The following is a 16,348-nucleotide window of genomic DNA, read 5'->3' as shown; positions in this document are numbered from 1 at the left end:
AAAGAGCACAGTAGCCGCCGTCCTACGAACCTTGGCGCTTGCCCACGCCGTCGAGCTAGGCCCAATCCGCCGGGACGAACCGCAGCATACCCGCGATCCGTGACACGCCGGTGTCGGAGGGATGCGCCACCCCGTCATTCACGATAACCTCGGCAAAGTCGAACGGGCTGATGCCCGACAGGCAGGCGACATTGACGCCATATTCATGGGGGTTCGAGCGGCGTCGGTGGTGGGTGTAGATGCCGCAGGTTCCGCAGAAATGGTGCTGTGCGGTTCCGCTGTTGAAGGTGTAGGAGCGCAGCGACTCTTCGCCCGCCGTCACTTGCAGGTCTTCGATCCGGGCTGAGACCGCGATGGCGCCGCGCATCCGGCAATATGAGCAGGTGCAGCGGCGCGCCGAGCGCAGGCCGTCCTTCAGGCGCACATGAAAGCGCACGGTGCCGCAATGGCAGGCGCCATCGATCTCACTGACATTCAGGTCCATGCTTCGTTCCTCTTTCGTTCGCGCGGTTGCCATGGCATAACAGGGAGCATGGCGCAGACGCCCGAGCAGGATCGCAAGATCATCCATATCGATATGGACGCCTTTTACGCGTCGGTCGAGCAGCGCGACGATCCGGCGCTGCGCGGCTTGCCGGTGGCTGTCGGCGGCGGCGGGCCGCGCGGCGTGGTGGCAGCGGCGAGCTATGAGGCGCGCGTGTTCGGCGTGCGCTCGGCCATGCCGGGCGGCAAGGCGCGCCGGCTCTGCCCGGAGCTCATCTTCGTGCGGCCGCGCTTCGAGGCCTACCGTGCCGTCTCGCAGCAAATTCGTACGATCTTCGAGCGCTTTACCGACATCATCCAGCCGCTCTCGCTGGACGAGGCTTACCTTGATGTGACGCGCAACAAGCCCGGCGTTGCCTCGGCCACTTATGTCGCGCAGGAAATCCGGCGGATGATTCGCGAGGAGACGGGGCTGACCGCCTCGGCCGGCGTTTCGTGCAACAAGCTGATCGCCAAGCTCGCATCGGACCAGAACAAGCCCGATGGCTTGTGCGTCGTGCGCCCCGATGAGGCCGAGGCGTTCATGGCGGCGATGCCGGTGTCGCGCATTCATGGCGTCGGCCCCGTGACGGCGCGGCGCATGGCGGCGCTGGGCATTCATAGCGGCGCGGACCTCAAAGAGTGGCCGCTGCCGGCGCTGCAGCGCCATTTCGGCAAGGCGGCGGCATTCTACTTCGGCGCGGCGCGCGGGCTGGACGAGCGCCCGGTGCGCGACCGGGAGTCGCGCAAGTCGATCAGCGTGGAAGATACCTTCGCCAGCGATATCGGCGCGGAAGGCCTGTTGCTGGCGGAGCTTGAGAAGATCGCAGCGCGCCTGTGGGGCCGGGTCACAGCGAGCCGGGCCTTGGGGCGCACCGTCACGCTCAAGATCAAGCTGGGGGATTTCCGCATCCTCACCCGCTCCCGGTCGCTGCCCGCGCCGCCGGGCGATGCGGAAGATCTGTTCGCGATCGGCGTCGACTTGCTCCGCGCGCAATTGCCGCTGCCGGTCGGCGCGCGGCTGCTGGGGCTCGGACTCTCAAACCTCATCGATCCCGAGCGCGAAGAGCCGGACGAGACGCCCCAGCTCAGCCTCGCCTTCGGTTAGAAACGCAGGCCGAGCGCGACGCCGCCGAGCAGCCAGCAGAAGAAGGTGATGAGCACGATGCCGACGAGGTTCAGGATGAACCCGCCGCGGACCATCCGCCCCATGGTGACGGCCCCGGTGCCGAACACGATGGCATTAGGCGGGGTGCCGACCGGCAGCATGAAGGCGAGCGTGGCGGCGAAGGCTGCGGGGATGAGCAAGGTCATCTGATCGGCCCCGATGCCGAGCGCCACGGCGCCCAGCACAGGAATGAACGTAGCGGCGGTGGCGGTGTTGCTGGTCACTTCGCTCAGGAAGACGATGAGCGTCACGACGGCGATGACGAGGAGCAGGATCGGCAGCGTACCAAGCCCGCTCACTTGCGCACCCAGCCAGCCATCGAGCCCGCTGGCGACGACCTCCCCGGCAAGGCTCAGGCCGCCACCGAACAGCACCAGCACGCCCCAGGGCACGCCGCTTTCGGCATCCTTCCAGTCGAGCAGCATCTGCCCTCGGCCCTCGCCGGGCAGCAGGAACAGCGCCAGGCCGGCGGCAAGTGCAATGGCATTGTCATCGAGGCGCCCGAACCAGCCCAGATCGGCCTTGCTGCCGAGAATGGCGCCGACCACGCCGGGCACGACCCAGAAGAAGACCGCACAGCAGAAGACGAGGGTCACCAGAAGCTCGCTGCGGCTGAACCGGCCGAGACCGTCCAGCTCCCGGTCGATGAGCGCGCGGCCGCCCGGCACCTCGCCGAAGGTGAACCGATAGAAGACCCGCGTCATCAGCAGCCACGCAATGAGAATGAAGCTGAAGGCAATCGGCACGCCGACCACCATCCAGTTCAGAAAATCGACCTGCCGGCCCAGTTCCTTCTCGATATAGCCGGCCACGATGGCATTGGGCGGGCTGCCGAGCAGCGTGCCCACGCCGCCCATGCTGGATGACCAGGCAATGGCGAGCATCAGGCACGCGCCGAAATTGGCGAGCTCCCTGGGCGCGACGGCGGATGCGCCATCGCAGGCGAGCGCGCCGGTCTCGTCGCGGCGATCACAGACCAGCGTGAGAACGGAGAAGGCAATCGGCAGCATCATGAGCGTCGCCGCCGTGTTGGAGACCCACATGGAGACAAAACCGGTAGTCAGCATCAGGCCCAGCACGATCTGGCGCGGGCTGGTGCCGACCCGGCGGAGTGTGAGCAACGCGACGCGGCGGTGGAGCTGCCATTTCTGCATGGCGATGGCGAGCAGAAAGCCGCCGAGGAACAGGAAGATGATCGGGCTGGCATAGGGCGCCGCAACCTGCGCCACGCTGCGGTCGCTTGCCATAGGGAAGAGCAGGATCGGCAGCAGCGCGGTAATGGCGATCGGCGCGGCTTCGGTGATCCACCAGAGTGCCATCAAGGTCGCGACGGCGGCGACCCAGCGGCCCTCCAACGACAGACCCTGCGCATCGCCCAGAGCGAGCCAGACCAGCGCTGCACCGGCCAGGCCGAGCGCGCGCAATGCCCAGACCTTGAGAGGCGAGCGCCCGGTCGTGGCAGGGTCGCCATCTCCCTGCTGTCCGGTTGGTTCACTCTCTTGCGATGATGTTGCCACCTTGCCCCCGCTCCCTGTCCCGCGCGAATGTGCGGCAGGAGCGGCGGCGTGGCAAGCCGCTCGCGGCTGGAATGCCGGCTGGGCTGGCGGCTGGCGTCCGGCCTGTCAGCCGGGGTCGTGGTCAGCCGGGGTAGGGGCTGTCCTTGAGGAGACCCGCGAGGTGCGCGGCATTGGATGCCACCATGCCGGCGGTCTTGCTCACCGGTTTGGGTGTCGACTTGAGGTCCTTGAAATCCTTGCTCCCCATCGCCTCGCCCACCCAATAGCAGGCGGCGACGGCGGGGATCGTCCAGCCGACATCGTTCATCGCCTGGAAGAGCTGCGCGCTGGAGAAATGGGCTCCATCCTCATTGCCGACAATGGCGGCGACGGCGACTTTGCCATAGCTCGGCATCCGGCCCGCATCGTCCGTTTCGCTCAGAAAAGCGTCCATCCGCTCCAGCACGCGCTTGGCAATGCTGGAGATCTGACCCATCCAGATTGGCCCGCCGAAGATGAGGATGTCGTGTGCCAGGATTTTCTTGCGCAAGGCTGGCCAGTCATCGCCCTTGCCTTCATCGGAGGTGACGCCGGGCAGGATGTTGAGCGCGGCAACGCGCACGGTTTCGCTCAGTGTCACATCATGTTCGGCGAAGGCGTCGGCCAGAACCGCGATCATCGCGTCCGTCGATGAGGGTTCGCTGCTGTCGGCTTTCAGGGTGCAGTTGAGGGCGAGGGCCTTCTGGGTCATGCTGGTGCTCCGTGTCCGTCCCCCTGCACACAACACCCCAGCCCGCAGAGAGTTCACCGCTGTCCTGCGCCATTGCACACGGGCTGCCGCAGGGCTATCGCGCGCCGCAAGCCCGTTTTCCCAAGGGCATTGAGGATGTTGGCCGTTCCCTTTCGCCTGCCTGTTGCCGCCCTGCTGCTGGCCTTCCTGGCGCTGCCCGTGCAGGCGCAGCCGGGCGCTGCTGCGGCCGAGGACGCCGCCGTCGTCATCACGACGGACGCAGCCGCGGGTCGGGCCGTGGATTCTGCCGCTAAGCCGGGTGCGCTGCGGATCGGGCCGGCGCCCCGCCTGCCAGCGCTTCGCTACCCGCAAGCCCGCCGCCTCGACCTGACCGAGACGCATTTTGGGGTGCCCGTCGCCGATCCCTATCGCTGGCTGGAGGGCGACCCGCGCCACGATCCCGATGTGCAGGCGTGGATTGCGGCGGAGAATGAGACGACCTTCCGCTACCTCAAATCCTTGCCGGGCCGGGAGGCGTTGCGTGCCCGCATGGCGACGCTGCATGGCTATGAGCGCTTCGGAAATCCGCGCAAGGCCGGCGAGCGCTATTTCTACACGCACAGCAAGGGCGAGAATTTCTCGCCCATCTATGTGCGCGAGGGCGTCGATGGGGCGGAGCGTCTGCTGATCGATCCCAACAGGCTCTCCACCGATGGCTCGGTGGCGCTCGCCGAGTGGCTGCCTTCGCGGGACGGGCGAGCGCTGCTGCTGGCGCTTCAGGAGCGGGGCAGCGACTGGCGGACCGTGCGGGTGCTGGATGTCGAGAGCGGCGCGCTGATGCCTGACCAGGTGGCCTGGGTCCGCTATTCGGCGCTGGCCTGGAATCATGAGGGCAGCGGCTTTTATTATGCGCGCTTTGCCGCGCCGACCGAGGGCGGGCGTGATCCCTCGTTCGAGAACCAGCAGGTCTGGTTCCACGCGTTGGGCACCGCGCAGGCGCAGGACCGGCTGGTCTATGCCACGCCGGATCGGCCCCGGCTGCTTCACCGCGCCGAGGTGACGGCGGACGGTCGCTGGCTGCTGATCAGCTCGAAAATGGGCACCGAGCAGACCGCCGAACTGGTGCTGATCCCGCTGACCGTGCCGGACGCCCGGCCCGTGACGCTGGTGCGGGGACTGCGCAATGCGTGGCAGATGATCGGCCAGCTTGGCGATCGGCTCTATTTCCGCACGGATGCAAAGGCGCCCAACGGACGGATCGTGACCATCGATGCCGGCCATCCGCGCCGTCGCCCGGTCGAGGTCGTCGCGGAGCGGGCGCAGACGCTGGCCGGTGGCTCGATGATCGGCAGCCGCCTTGTGCTGGCTTATATCGTCGATGGGCGGATCGTCGCCGAAATCACGGATCTCGCCGGCAAGCGTGAGGGCGATGTGCCGCTGCCCGGGCTGGGCGCAGCCGCAGGCTTCAGCGGCCGGCCCGGTGATCCGGAAACCTTCTACGCCTTCTCCAGCTTCACCCAGCCGCCGACGATCTACCGCTTCAATGTCGAGACCGGCGAAACCAGCATCTTCGCGCGCTCCGCACTCGGCTTCGATCCGGCGGATTATGTGACGGAGCAGGTCTTCTATCCCGCGCGCGATGGCATAGCGGTGCCGATGTTCATCGTGCGCCGGCGCGACCTTGCCCGCGCGGGCACGCCTGCGCCGACCCTGCTCTATGGCTATGGTGGCTTCAACGTCGCGCAAACGCCCAGCTTCTCGCCCACCCGCTTTGCCTGGGTCGAGCAGGGCGGCGTGCTCGCCATTGCCGGCGTGCGAGGCGGCGGGGAGTTCGGCAAGGCTTGGTACGACGCCGGGCGGGGCGCCAACAAGCAGACGACCTTCGATGATTTCATCGCAGCGGCCGAATATCTCAAAGCCCAGGGATATACCGGGGCGAACCAGCTGGCCGTTGAGGGGCGCTCCAATGGCGGCCTTTTGGTGGGGGCCGTGGTCAACCAGCGCCCCGACCTGTTCGCCGCCGCCCTGCCCGGTGTCGGCGTGATGGACATGCTGCGGTTCGACCAGTTCACGGCCGGCGCCTTCTGGGTGGACGATTATGGCCGGCCCGACCGGGAGGCGGATTTCCGCGCGCTGCTTGCTTACTCGCCCTATCACAATATCCGCAGTGAGGCGGACTATCCCGCCATTCTTGTGACCACGGCGGACAGCGACGACCGCGTGGTGCCCGGCCACAGCTTCAAATATGCCGCAGCCCTGCAGGCGGCGCCGCTCGGCGGAAGGCCAAGGCTGATTCGCGTGGATACCGGCACAGGCCACGGCATCAATCGCCCGACCGACAAAATCGTCGACGAATATGCGGATATGTACAGCTTTGCGGCCTATTGGACCGGCCTGACGCTACGGCCGCGGTCTGGCCGCTCCAGCGCGCCGACAGATGACGCCAATGCGGGCCCGGTCGCTATTCAGCCCGCGCTCATCGGCCCGGTGCGATAACGCTCTGGCCGGGATGCTGTTGCCGGTGTTGCCAGGAAGCGATCCGCCGATGAACGTTCACTCCAAACTTGCCTTGGCCGCTGCGGCCGGGGCGATGGTCATGGGCTCTGCGACGCCCGCCTCTGCGCGCGGCTATGATGGCCGCTGGGATCGGTATCCGCGCCATCATCGCGGTCATGACAATAGCGGCGCCGTCATCGGCGCGATCATCGGTGTCGGGCTGATCGCGGCAATCGCGACGGCGGCTGCCAGGCAGCGCGATGCGGAGCGCTATCCTACGCGCCGCCCGGGCGATCGCGGTTATGATCCGCGCTATGATGACCGCGCCGGCGACTATCGCAATGACCGCTATGACGACGGCTATGATGGGCGCCCCGCGGGCCAGGCGCTGGACGATGAAGACGCGGCGGTCGACGCTTGCGCCATCGCGGCGCGCGATCAGGCCTCGCGCGATGGCAATTATGCCGAGGTGCGGGACATCACGGGCGCGCGGCCCTTCGGTTCCGGCTGGGATGTGACCGGCACGCTGAGCATGCGGTCGAACTTCAGGGCCGGCGAAGGCCGCCTGCGCAGTTTCCGCTGCATCTGGGACGATGGCCGGGTGGACGGCGTCACCTTCGGCTGACCCTGACCGGACCGGTCTCAGATCAGCAGCCAGATGGCCAGCATCAAGCCGCCGGTCGTGATCACCAGCGCGCCGGCGAGCAGACGCAGGCGGACCGGTTGGAGCGCGGCCGCGCGGTGCGGCTCCAGCCGCTCGCGGATCGCCATGGCCCGCCGGGTCGCCAGAATGAAGATGACGATGGCGACCAGCATGAAGCTGCTGGCGATCGTCTTGGGGACCCAGGCCGGTTCAAGCGTGTGAAAGAGCGCGCGGAAGCCAAGGCCGATGCCGATGGCGGCGAGCCCTGTTCGCACCCAGCTGGCGAAGCTGCGCTCATGGGCAAGGACGGTGCGATCTTCGGCGAAGTCCAGTCGATCTTCCGTCCGGGCATTGTCGTCCGACAGCGTGTCTTGGGAGCGTTCGCGAGGGTCTTCATCCATGTCCAAGCCCGCTATTCGGAGAGCCCGACAAGCAGATCATCCGGCCCGTCCGAACGGCCGATGACACTCATGCTCCCGTCGGTCTCCAGCACGACCCCGGCGACCTGCGCCCGCCGTCCGAAGCCGGCGCTGCGGATGGCCGCGTCGATCTCCGCCCGAGTGACGCGCTCGGCTGCCATGGCGCGCTCAAGATATGCACCATCGCGCAGCAGCAGGCGCGGCTGGCTGCGCACCAGCCCGCTGAAGGTGGATGAGGCGACAGACAGGCGCGACACCAGCCATTGCAGACCGGCCAGCATCGCAAAGGCCAGCACCCCTTCCGCCAGGGCGACATCCTGCGTGAGCAACACGGTTGCGAGCGTGGAACCCAGTGCGACCGTCACCACCAGATCGAACGCGTTAAGCTTGGAAAGGGCGCGCTTCCCCGCCATTCGCAACACGAAGACGAGCAGCGCATAAGCGAGCACGGAGATGACCGCCACGCGCACGAGGCCGAAGAGATCGTCGAACAGCATGAAGAGGTAACGAGCCCGAGGCCACAAGTCTCCCGCGCGCCTGATCTCTCTTGCCCATCTATGTTGCCGCCAAGGCTGGACAGGTTCCATGGCGCGGATTATCCGCTGCCCATGTCAGCACATTCCTCAGCTCACCCCGATTCCATCCTCATCGTCGACTTCGGCAGCCAGGTGACGCAGCTCATTGCGCGTCGCGTGCGCGAAGCCGGGGTCTATTCCGAGATCGCCCCGTTTACGCAGGCGCTGGCCGCCTTCCAGCGGATGAAGCCGCGCGGCATCATTCTCTCCGGGTCGCCCGCCAGCGTGTGCGACGAGGGCAGCCCGCGCGCGCCGCAGGAGCTGTTCGAGAGCGGCCTGCCGATCCTCGGCATCTGCTATGGCCAGCAGGTGATGAGCCATCAGCTCGGTGGTGAAGTGCGGCCCGGCCATGAGACGGGGGAGGGCGGCGAGTTCGGCCGCGCCTTCCTTACCGTCACCGAGCCGTGCGTGCTGTTCGACGGGCTGTGGGAAACCGGCGAGCGCCATCAGGTGTGGATGAGCCATGGCGATAAGGTGACAAAGTTCGCGCCGGGCTTCCGCATCGTGGCGACATCGGACGGCGCGCCCTTCGCGCTCATCGCCAATGACGAGAAGCGCTATTACGGCACGCAGTTCCACCCCGAGGTGGTCCACACGCCGGACGGCGGCAAGCTGATCGCCAACTTCGTGCGCCATGTCTGCGGCTGTGCCGGCGACTGGACGATGGCGGAGTTCCGTGCGACCAAGATCAAGGAAATCCGCGAGCAGGTCGGCTCCGGCCGGGTGATCTGCGGCCTCTCCGGCGGTGTGGACTCGGCGGTCGCCGCCGTGCTGATCCACGAGGCGATCGGCGAGCAGCTGACCTGCGTATTCGTCGATCATGGTCTGATGCGCCATGCGGAGGCCGAGCAGGTCGTCAGCCTGTTCCGGGGGCATTACAACATCCCGCTGGTCCATGTGGATGCCAGCGAGACCTTCCTCGGCGGCCTCGCCGGCGTCACCGATCCGGAGGCCAAGCGCAAGTTCATCGGTAAGGCCTTCATCGACCTGTTCGAGGAGGAAGCCCGCAAGATCGGCGGCGCGGATTTCCTGGCGCAGGGCACGCTCTACCCGGACGTGATCGAGAGCGTCTCGTTCACCGGCGGGCCGAGCGTGACGATCAAGAGCCACCACAATGTCGGCGGCCTGCCTGAGCGCATGAACATGAAGCTGGTCGAGCCGCTGCGCGAACTCTTCAAGGACGAGGTGCGCGATCTGGGCCGCGAGCTGGGGCTGCCGGACATCTTCGTCGGTCGCCATCCCTTCCCCGGGCCGGGCCTCGCAATCCGCATCCCCGGCGAGGTCACCAAGGAGCGCTGCGACGTGCTGCGCAAGGCCGACGCCATCTACCTCGAGGAAATCCGCAACGCCGGGCTCTATGACGCGATCTGGCAGGCCTTCGCGGTGCTGCTGCCGGTGCGCAGCGTCGGCGTGATGGGCGACGGGCGGACCTACGACAATGTCCTCGCCCTGCGCGCCGTGACCTCCACCGACGGCATGACGGCCGACATCTACCCGTTCGACGCCGCCTTCCTCAGCCGCGTGGCGACGCGGATCATCAACGAGGTGCAGGGCATAAACCGGGTGGTGTACGACTATACCAGCAAGCCGCCGGGCACGATCGAGTGGGAATGAAATCGGCATAAGCTACGCACGGATATCTTGCTAACTCCCGGAGGCCGCGAGCCTCCGGGTTGACTTTTATCTACGCGCGAATTGGCGATCCCGGCGGCTCGGTGGTGATCGTGACAGCTTGATGCCGTCCCGCCCATACCGGGGGTAAAGGCGATCCTCTCCATTACCCCGACAAATAATATCCGATGACCGAAAATTGCGGCGCAGAAAATTGGCGTGATTTCAACGGAAAGCACCAAAATCTGCCGCCAGCGCCCACGCTATTTGTTGAAGTTTCTACATCATATATTGACATCTCAACAACATTTGACAGATAATGGTCTGCAATCGATTGAATCGAGCATGCTCGCCAGGGAGGCGGGCGCAATTGTCCGAAAGAGGGGATGTTATGAACGAGCGAGTCTCAGCCAAAACGCGCGGATTGCGCGATTCTCTGCTGATCACGGCAGCAATCTGCGCGGTGGCGGCAAGCGTGCCGGCGATGGCGCAGGACGCGCCCCAGGCCGATGAGGCCGACGCCGAGAGCATCGTGGTTACCGGCACGCGCCTGAGCGCCGCCGGCTTTACCGCGCCGACTCCGGTCACGGTGATGGATGCGGACCGGATCGCAAAGATCGCGTCGCCCACCGTCGGTGAGGCGCTGGCCCAGCTGCCGTCCTTCCGGCCGTCCAGCACGCCGAACACGCAGAACATCTTCCCGGCCAATGCCGGCGCCCGCATCTCCGATCTGCGCGGTCTCGGTGCCTCGCGCACGCTGGTGCTGCTCGATGGCCGCCGCTTCACGCCCAGCACCTCGACCGGCAGCATCGACCTCAACATGATGCCGACCCTGCTGATCCGCAGCACGGAAATCGTCACCGGCGGCGCGTCGGCGGCTTACGGTTCGGACGCTGTCTCGGGCGTGATCAACCTGCGCCTCGACACCCGCCTCGATGGCCTCAAGGCGACGGCCGGCTACGGCGTGACCGATCGCGGCGATGGCGACCAGTATTTCTGGCAGATCGGCGCGGGCAAGCGCTTCGCCGATGATCGCGGCCGCTTCATCTTCGGCGCCGAGTATAACAAGGACGAAGGCACCGGCGGCTGCTACACCCGCGATTTCTGCGGCAATGAAGTCGGCGACCTGACCAACGTGCCGGGCCTCGGCGGTCGTCCCGCTCACAACATCATCACCGGCATGCGCACCGCGACGCTGACTCCGGGCGGCCTTATCACCGCGACCATCAACGGCGCAGGCACGTCCACGCCGGCGCGCGGCGGTGTGCTGGACGGCATTCAGTTCGGCCCCAATGGCTCGCCCACGCAGTTCGTCTACGGCCAGAACGCCAGCGGTCTCTTCCAGCAGGGCGGCTCGGGCGAAGGCCTCAACGCCTTCTTCGACGATCCGCTCCTCTCCATCCCGGTGACGCGCTACAACACCTTCGCGCATCTGGAATATGAGTTCTCGCCAGCCTTCACCGCCTTCCTCGAAGGCAGCTACGGCCATGTCGATGGCTTCACGCGGGGCCCGGAAATTCGCGCGGCTTCCAACATTGCCGTCGACAATCCCTTCCTGCCCGCCTCCATCCGCACCACGATGCAGAACAATGGCATCGCCGCGATCAGCGTCGGCAAGCTCGGCGTCGACTTCGGCCGCATGGACAGCACGTCGATCCGCGACACCTATCGAATCGTCGGCGGCGCACAGGGCGATCTGGGCGGCGGCTGGTCATGGGATGCCCATGCGCAATATGGTGAGACGGCTTACAAGCAGAACACCATCAACAATCGCATCAATGCGCGCTACGCCAATGCCGTCGACGCGGTGGCCGGCCCCAATGGCCCGATCTGCCGGATCAATGCGGACAGCAATCCCAACAATAATGATCCGTCGTGCGTCGCACTCAACATCCTGGGTCAGGGCCAATATTCGCAGGCCGCGAAGAACTACGCCTTCGGCACCACCTGGCAGGACAACAAGTACACCCAGCTTGCTGGCGCTGTGAACATCAACGGCACGCCGTTTGAGACCTGGGCCGGCCCGGTCGCCTTCGCGGTCGGTGTGGAAGGGCGTCGCAACACGCTCGACATCAGGGTCGATCCGATTTCGGCCGCCAACGGCTTCTACGTGTTCAACCAGACGCCGTCGGCCGGTAACACCAGCGTTGTCGAAGGCTATGTCGAGCTGGGCGTGCCCCTGCTGCGCGAGAGCGCTGTCGGGTCGCTCGACCTGAACGGTGCCATCCGCCAGGCTCATTACAAGAATGAAGGCGCCGCAGGCAGCAACACGTTCAACGCCACCACGTGGAAGGTCGGCGCGACCTACAAGCCGGTCAACTGGGCGATGCTGCGGACGACCTACTCGCGCGACTTCCGTGCGCCCAACACGTCCGAGCTGTTCACGACGCCCGTCAGCGGGGTCGGCGTGTTCTATGACACGGTCAAGGGCGCCGAGAAGTTCATGAACGTGCTTACCGGCGGCAATGTCCGGCTGCGTCCGGAAACGGCCAACACGTTCACCGCTGGCTTTACCCTGCAGCCACAGGGCGCATTGCAGGGCCTGCGCTTCTCCGCGGACTATTATAACATCCGCATCAACGACGCGATTGCTACGCTGTCGGCGCAGGTCATCCTCAACACCTGCAACACGACCGGTGCTGCCGATGTCTGCTCGCTGGTCCAGCGCGACGCCAACAACTTCGTGGACACGATTTCGGTTCTCTTCCTGAACCTCAATCGTCAGCAGCTGCGCGGCGTCGACTTCGAGGCGGGCTACAACCTGCCGTTCGGCGGTGAGCGTTCGGTCGATTTCCGGCTGCTCGCCACCCACACGATCGACTTCACCAACAGCGCCCTGCCGGGCATCGATCGCGCCGGGGACAACAGCGCGTCCGGTATCCCGTCCTGGATCCTTGATGGCATGGTGAGCCTCGATATGGGTCGCCTGGGTGTGAACCTGCAGGGCCGCTATCTCTCGAGCGGTAAATATGATGCGACGCTGATCGGCCCGGAAGATGCCGGTTACAGCATCACCCTGCCCAACAGCATCAACACCAACCGCGTGCCGTCGCGCTTCTACACGAACATCGGTGTGACGTTCGATCTGATGAGCGAAGGCAGCAAGAAGGTTGAGCTGTTCGCCAACGTCTACAACCTGTTCGACGTGATGCCGCCGCCCTACTGGAACGGCAACAACAACGCCGTCTACTACGACAATGTCGGGCGTCGTTACCGCATGGGCGCACGGGTCGTCTTCTGATCAAAATCCTGAAAGCCCCGACCTCGGCCGGGGCTTTCGCTTTTTATGGAGAGGGCGCAATGCGCGAGGATGCTTTTCCGGCCAAAGGCATCAGCCGCCGGGCTTTTTCGATAAGCTGTGCGGCGGGGCTGGGCGGATTGCTTGCCCGTCCCGCACTGGCCGCAGCGGCACCGATCGCAACGACCACGCATGGGCAAGTGCGCGGGCGGTGCGAATATGGCGTCAATGTCTTCCGCGGTATCCCCTATGGCGCCTCGACGGCGGGCCGGAATCGCTTTACTGCCCCGCAGCCGCTCCAGGCTTGGAGCGGCGTGCGCGATGCGCTCGACTATGGCCTGCGCAGCCCGCAATTGCCCGATGGGCCGGACGGGCCGGGCTTCTCCTCATGGCGTGAGCCCAAGGCATCCGGCGAGGATTGCCTCGCGCTCAATGTCTGGACTCCCGGCCTTGCGGACGGGAAGAAGCGCCCGGTGATGGTATGGCTGCATGGTGGCGGTCTGGCGGTCGGCTCCGGGGCGACGCCGGTTACCGACGGGCGTAATCTGGCGGCGCGGCAGGATGTCGTCGTCGTGGCCGTCAATCACCGGCTCAACCTGTTCGGCTATCTCTATTTCGGCGATCTCACCCGCGATCGCAGCGTCGCCGCCAATCCGGGGCAGCTCGATATGGTCGCCGCCCTGCAGTGGGTGCGCGACAATATCGCCGCGTTCGGTGGCGATCCGCAGAATGTGACGATCTTCGGCCACTCCGGCGGCGGCCTGAAGGTTGCGGGGCTGATGGCGATGCCGGCGGCCAAGGGGCTGTTCCACCGCGCAATTCTGCAAAGCGGCTTTGGCACCACCACCGTCGCGCCGGACGAGGCGGAGCGGATCACTGCCTCTCTGTGCAAGGCCGTGGGCGTGCGGGCCGGGGACGTGGAGGCATTACGCGCCATCCCCATCGAGCGGTTGCTGGCTGGCCTGCAGGAGATCACTGGCGGCAATCCCGTGCGCGGGCCGGGGCTGGTCGCCGATGGCACTGTCGTGGCGCGGACACCGTTCGCGCCCGATCTTCCGGCGGTCTCGCCCGACATTCCGGTGATGGTCGGCCATACCAGCGCGGAGACCACCGTGCTGTTTCCGCCGCCCGGCGCGTTCGATCTCGACTGGACGAGCCTGCCGGGCGCGCTGGAGGGCCGCGTGGCATCGCCGGCGCCGCTGATCGAGGGGTTCCGCAAATTGCACCCCAAGGCCACGGCCAGCGACATCTTCTTCGCCATCACGACCGAGGCCGGCATGGGCCGCAATGCCCGCATCGTCGCGGAAACCCGCGCGGCCGGCGCCACGAAGCCGGCCTATGCCTATCTCGTCAACTGGCAGTCCCCGGCGCAGGGCGGGCGGATGCGCAGCCCGCACGGCATCGAGGTGCCGATGGTGTTCGATATGGTGACGGAAAGCTATGGCAGCGTTGGTGAGCGCATGGCCAATGCCCAGCATCTGGCCGACGGCATGAGCCGCTATTGGGCCAATTTCGCGCGGACCGGCGATCCGAATGGCGACTGCCTGCCGCTCTGGCCGGCTTATGGACAGGACCAGCGGATGACGATGGTGTTCGACACTGAGTATGCCGCCAGCGCCGATCCGCTCGGTGCCGAGCAGGCGCTGATTGCCCGCTATGCCTGAGGCCTTCCCCATCCGGGCTGTGACGTCCGCTCGTCCTGCCACGCAGACAGTGCTTGCTTTGCTCCTGCTCATGCTGGTGGCCCTTGTCGGCACGCCACATGCCATGGCCGCGCCGAAGAGCGAGGCCACGCCGTTCACGCTCCCGGCTCGCCCGGCCAGCGCGCCGCAAATGCCCTGCGGCGACCTCGTCAAGCCGGTCTCCCAGCAAGCGGAGGACATCGTCTATCGCGTGCGTTCGGCGACGGTAGAAGGGGCCAGCGCGGCGACACCGGGCGTCTGCCTCGTCAAAGCTTATACGGCGCCGCAGACCGAGTTTGAGCTGCGCCTACCGCTGGCCGGCTATGCGGGGCGGTTCCTGCAAGGGGGCTGCGGGGGCATGTGCGGAGTCATCGGCCGCGAGGTGACGCCGCTCTGCAGCAACGCCCATATCGCCGATGGCAGCTTTGCCGTCGCCTTCAACAATGGCGGCCATCACAGTGCCGGCATCGGCGATGGCACATGGGCGGTCGGCGCGCCGGAATTGCGGGAGCAGTTCGCGCACAAGGCCGCTCACGCCGTCGCCGTTGCCTCCAAGGCGATCGTCGCGCAATTTTACGGCGCGCCCCCGGCTTACAGCTATTTCGTCGGCTGCTCGGGCGGCGGGCGGGAAGCCTTGATGGAGGTCCAGCGTTATCCGGATGACTTCGATGGCGTTGTGGCCGGCTCGTCGGTCGCCATGCCGGCGGCGATGCAGCTCTTCCTGTGGGAAGCGCAGCAGGGGCTCTATCCCGATGGGCGCGAGATTTTCACGCCGCAGGCCGTCGAACTGCTGCACGCCGCCGTCATTAAGGCCTGCGACGGGCTGGATGGCATCACCGACGGCCAGATCGACGATCCGCGCCGTTGCCGATATAATCCGGCAAAGCTCGCCTGCCGTCCGGGCGCGGCGGGGCAGGCCAACTGCCTCAATGCCGATCAGGTCGTGGCGGCCCGCGCTTATTATCGCGGCCCGACCGATGCCGATGGGCAGTCCCTCTTCCCCGGTGGCGCGCCTTATGGCGCCGAACTGGGCTGGGTTGGCCGCGGCGCGCCGACGCAGACGGGCAAGTTCGCGGCACAATCCTTCCTACAATATCTGCTGCTGCAAGGCGAACTCCCGGCCGACTTCACCTGGCGCGACTGGACCTTCTCGCGTGAAAGCCTGCAGCGGCTGCTCAAGGGGGGCGAACTCTACGATGCCGGCAACCCGGACCTCTCAGCCTTCCGCGACGCCGGCGGCAAGCTGCTGATGTGGCAGGGCGTGGCGGACAATGCCGCCGGCGCTTTTGGCATGCTGGACTATTATCAGGCTGTGCGCGACCATGCCGGCGGGCTGGACGCGGCCCGCGCCTTTGCCCGCATGTTCCTCGTGCCGGGCGGTTATCACTGCGCGGGCGGCTATATCCCCTATGATCAGGATTTCCTGGGCGCAGTGGTGCTCTGGGTGGAAGAAGGCAAGGCGCCGGATGCCGTGGTGGCCAGCGCCCGCCTCGACACGGGCGTGGTGCGCCATCGGCCGCTTTATGCCTATCCCACGCTCACCCACTACCGGGGCGGCGACGTGAATGCCGCGACCTCCTTCGAGCCCGTCACGCCCAAGACGGAGCCGCAAGACGGCTTCGACTGGCCCGGCTCCCACGCCAAGGCGCGCCCGCGGACGGGGCGTTGACCCGCGCGCGGCGGGCCAGAAGGGTGGATGGAATCACAACGCGTGATACCGCCGCGATCTGATAAGCTGCCGGCCTGCGCGAGGAGACAATGGTCACGG

The 16,348-nt window shown here is 66.3% G+C and carries 12 protein-coding genes; 7 read left to right on the top strand and 5 right to left on the bottom strand.

The annotated features are described in order from the left end of the window. Nucleotides 1-55: 55 nt before the first annotated feature. Entirely contained in the window at nucleotides 56-484 is a 429-nt protein-coding gene (locus tag M2335_RS15635) for a GFA family protein (protein ID WP_264595290.1), read from the bottom strand. Nucleotides 485-532: 48 nt separating this feature from the next. Here M2335_RS15635 and dinB point away from each other — a divergent pair, with 48 nt between their 5' ends. Further along, a complete protein-coding gene (gene dinB / locus M2335_RS15630; protein WP_264595289.1) occupies nucleotides 533-1,630 on the top strand; it encodes a DNA polymerase IV in 1,098 nt (365 codons plus the stop codon). On the opposite strand, the gene M2335_RS15625 is transcribed toward dinB, so the two are convergent. Next, entirely contained in the window at nucleotides 1,627-3,207 is a 1,581-nt protein-coding gene (locus M2335_RS15625; protein ID WP_264595288.1) for an SLC13 family permease, read from the bottom strand. The two genes, dinB and M2335_RS15625, sit on opposite strands and share 4 nt — an antisense overlap. A 121-nt stretch (nucleotides 3,208-3,328) precedes the next feature. After that, entirely contained in the window at nucleotides 3,329-3,937 is a 609-nt protein-coding gene (locus tag M2335_RS15620; protein ID WP_264595287.1) for a flavodoxin family protein, read from the bottom strand. 135 nt (nucleotides 3,938-4,072) lie between these two features. Here M2335_RS15620 and M2335_RS15615 point away from each other — a divergent pair, with 135 nt between their 5' ends. Next, nucleotides 4,073-6,412 carry a prolyl oligopeptidase family serine peptidase gene (locus M2335_RS15615; protein WP_264595286.1) on the top strand — a complete coding sequence of 780 codons (2,340 nt, stop codon included), beginning with the start codon at nucleotides 4,073-4,075 and terminating at the stop codon, nucleotides 6,410-6,412. Nucleotides 6,413-6,461: 49 nt separating this feature from the next. Next, a complete protein-coding gene (locus M2335_RS15610; RefSeq protein WP_264571371.1) occupies nucleotides 6,462-7,037 on the top strand; it encodes a hypothetical protein in 576 nt (191 codons plus the stop codon). A gap of 17 nt (nucleotides 7,038-7,054) precedes the next feature. Here M2335_RS15610 and M2335_RS15605 read toward each other — a convergent pair whose 3' ends face one another. Next, nucleotides 7,055-7,456, bottom strand: coding sequence for a YidH family protein (locus M2335_RS15605; RefSeq protein WP_264595285.1), 402 nt, complete (start codon nucleotides 7,454-7,456; stop codon nucleotides 7,055-7,057). Between the two features lie 11 nt (nucleotides 7,457-7,467). Then, entirely contained in the window at nucleotides 7,468-7,998 is a 531-nt protein-coding gene (locus tag M2335_RS15600; protein ID WP_264574254.1) for a DUF421 domain-containing protein, read from the bottom strand. Nucleotides 7,999-8,082: 84 nt separating this feature from the next. Here M2335_RS15600 and guaA point away from each other — a divergent pair, with 84 nt between their 5' ends. The 4 genes from guaA to M2335_RS15580 all read left to right on the top strand — a co-directional run bounded on the left by guaA (nucleotide 8,083) and on the right by M2335_RS15580 (nucleotide 16,249). Beyond that, nucleotides 8,083-9,663 (top strand): glutamine-hydrolyzing GMP synthase, encoded by a 1,581-nt coding sequence (guaA, locus tag M2335_RS15595; protein WP_264571370.1) that lies wholly within the window; start codon nucleotides 8,083-8,085, stop codon nucleotides 9,661-9,663. A gap of 388 nt (nucleotides 9,664-10,051) precedes the next feature. Then, a complete protein-coding gene (locus M2335_RS15590; RefSeq protein WP_264595284.1) occupies nucleotides 10,052-12,901 on the top strand; it encodes a TonB-dependent receptor domain-containing protein in 2,850 nt (949 codons plus the stop codon). A 59-nt stretch (nucleotides 12,902-12,960) separates the two neighbouring features. Continuing rightward, nucleotides 12,961-14,562 carry a carboxylesterase/lipase family protein gene (locus M2335_RS15585; protein WP_181560710.1) on the top strand — a complete coding sequence of 534 codons (1,602 nt, stop codon included), beginning with the start codon at nucleotides 12,961-12,963 and terminating at the stop codon, nucleotides 14,560-14,562. Continuing rightward, entirely contained in the window at nucleotides 14,555-16,249 is a 1,695-nt protein-coding gene (locus M2335_RS15580; RefSeq protein WP_264592396.1) for a tannase/feruloyl esterase family alpha/beta hydrolase, read from the top strand. Before M2335_RS15585 ends, M2335_RS15580 begins: the two co-directional genes overlap by 8 nt. Nucleotides 16,250-16,348: the final 99 nt, after the last annotated feature.

Origin of the sequence: Sphingobium sp. B12D2B (assembly GCF_025961775.1) — a bacterium.
Classification (GTDB): domain Bacteria; phylum Pseudomonadota; class Alphaproteobacteria; order Sphingomonadales; family Sphingomonadaceae; genus Sphingobium.
This window is presented reverse-complemented; position numbering and strand designations above follow the sequence as displayed.

Excerpts from the sequence above, each read along its gene's own strand:
- M2335_RS15635 (WP_264595290.1), bottom strand. The coding sequence starts at position 484 with ATGGACCTGAATGTCAGTGAGATCGATGGCGCCTGCCATTGCGGCACC.
- dinB (WP_264595289.1), top strand. The coding sequence starts at position 533 with ATGGCGCAGACGCCCGAGCAGGATCGCAAGATCATCCATATCGATATG.
- M2335_RS15620 (WP_264595287.1), bottom strand. The coding sequence starts at position 3,937 with ATGACCCAGAAGGCCCTCGCCCTCAACTGCACCCTGAAAGCCGACAGC.
- M2335_RS15615 (WP_264595286.1), top strand. The coding sequence starts at position 4,073 with ATGTTGGCCGTTCCCTTTCGCCTGCCTGTTGCCGCCCTGCTGCTGGCC.
- M2335_RS15610 (WP_264571371.1), top strand. The coding sequence starts at position 6,462 with ATGAACGTTCACTCCAAACTTGCCTTGGCCGCTGCGGCCGGGGCGATG.
- M2335_RS15605 (WP_264595285.1), bottom strand. The coding sequence starts at position 7,456 with ATGGATGAAGACCCTCGCGAACGCTCCCAAGACACGCTGTCGGACGAC.
- guaA (WP_264571370.1), top strand. The coding sequence starts at position 8,083 with ATGTCAGCACATTCCTCAGCTCACCCCGATTCCATCCTCATCGTCGAC.
- M2335_RS15590 (WP_264595284.1), top strand. The coding sequence starts at position 10,052 with ATGAACGAGCGAGTCTCAGCCAAAACGCGCGGATTGCGCGATTCTCTG.
- M2335_RS15585 (WP_181560710.1), top strand. The coding sequence starts at position 12,961 with ATGCGCGAGGATGCTTTTCCGGCCAAAGGCATCAGCCGCCGGGCTTTT.
- M2335_RS15580 (WP_264592396.1), top strand. The coding sequence starts at position 14,555 with ATGCCTGAGGCCTTCCCCATCCGGGCTGTGACGTCCGCTCGTCCTGCC.